Here is a 1,517-nt window from a genome sequence, read left to right as displayed (position 1 = left end):
GAAGGAGGCACGCCCGGGCCGTCCCGCCGGTGGGCCGCGGTGATCTGGCGGGATCGGTACGGCCCCGGAATTCTCCCTGCCGCACATCTCCCCGATTCCGGATCCCGGTGCGAGGATGAGCCCCGCCATGGGGAGATCCGGGAGCCGACCGAGCAGAACCCTGCGGGCCGCGGTGTTCGCGGCCCTGTGCGTGCTGCTCGCCGCCGCCGGGCACAGCCACGCCGCCGGGACGCCGCTGCCCTGGTGGCTGCCGGTGGCCGCCTGGCCGCTGACGGGGTGTGCGGCCTGGTTCCTCACCGGCCGGGAGCGCGGCGTCCCGCTGGTGCTCGGCGCGACGGTGACCGCCCAGGCGGCGCTGCACGCCGGCTTCTCCCTGGTGCTCGCGTGGGCCGGGCCGGCCACCGGCGCCGACGGTCCCGGCGGGCCGGGACAGCCCCCCGCGCACGCCCTCGCCGTCGCCCTGGAGCACGCCGGGCACACCGGCCACCTCCCGGCGGCCCCCGGTACGGGCCCCGGCATGGCGACCGGGATGGCCGCCGCCCACCTCGCCGCCGCGCTGCTCAGCGGTCTGTGGCTGGCGTACGGCGAACGTGCCGTCTTCCGCGCCGCCCGGGCGGTGAGCGCCTGGCTGGTCGCCCCGCTGCGGCTGCTGCGCCGCCCGGCGAGCCCGCCGCACCGGCCGGGACGGGTGCCGCCGGCCAGGTCGCGCCGCCCCAGGCGCCACCCGGCGCTGCGCGTCAGGACCACCCGGGGACCGCCGCCGGCCCCCGCTGTCGGCTGACAGCGGGTTCCCGCGCCGGATCCCCCTCCGGCGGCGGCTCCCCGGCCCGCACCGCATCCGGGCCGGCTCCCCCACGGGCGCGGTCCCGTGCGTCGCCACGCGTCCCGACGCGTCCGCACCGCCTCCGCGCCCGGTGACCGGAAGGACCAGCGTGCTGACCACGCCTGCCCCCACGCTTCCCGCGCCACCGCACCGTGCCCCCGCCACCCCCCGCCCGGAATCCGGCCACGACACCGTCACCCGGATCGCGCTGCACGCCCGCACCGGCGACCCGGACGCCGTGGAGGCGTTCGTCCGCGCCCTCCACCGCGACGTGTGGCGGTACGTCGCGCACCTCGCCGGGGACCCGCGGCTGGCCGACGACCTCACCCAGGACACCTTCCTGCGGGCCCTGCGTTCCCTGCACCGGTTCGAGGGACGCTCCACCGCCCGCACCTGGCTGCTGTCGATCGCCCGGCACACCGTCGTCGACAGCCTGCGCCGGGCTGCCGCCCGCCCCCGCATCTCCCCCTGGGAGGACTGGCGCAGCGCCGTCGAACAGGCCCAGCCGCGCGGGCTGCCCGGGTTCGAGGACGGCGTCGCGCTCATCGACCTGCTGGCCGCCCTGCCCGGGGAGCGCCGCCGGGCGTTCGTGCTCACCCAGGTCTGCGGCATGCCGTACGTGGACGCCGCGCGCGTGCTCGGCTGCCCGGTCGGCACGGTGCGCTCGCGGGTGTCGCGGGCCAGGGCCGGGCTG

At 79.2% G+C, this 1,517-nt stretch carries 2 protein-coding genes; both read left to right on the top strand.

Going from position 1 to position 1,517, the window contains the following annotated elements; translation table 11 throughout:
* Positions 1–127: 127 nt before the first annotated feature.
* Positions 128–781 carry a hypothetical protein gene (locus tag ACFV5N_RS27745; protein WP_385605278.1) on the top strand — a complete coding sequence of 218 codons (654 nt, stop codon included), beginning with the start codon at positions 128–130 and terminating at the stop codon, positions 779–781.
* Positions 782–932: 151 nt separating this feature from the next.
* The coding region (locus ACFV5N_RS27740) for a sigma-70 family RNA polymerase sigma factor (RefSeq protein ID WP_385605275.1) at positions 933–1,517 on the top strand (585 nt) is incomplete at its 3' end.

The organism is Streptomyces sp. NPDC059853 (genome assembly GCF_042731495.1).
Classification (GTDB): domain Bacteria; phylum Actinomycetota; class Actinomycetes; order Streptomycetales; family Streptomycetaceae; genus Streptomyces.
This window is presented reverse-complemented; position numbering and strand designations above follow the sequence as displayed.

Excerpts from the sequence above, each read along its gene's own strand:
- ACFV5N_RS27745 (WP_385605278.1), top strand. The coding sequence starts at position 128 with ATGGGGAGATCCGGGAGCCGACCGAGCAGAACCCTGCGGGCCGCGGTG.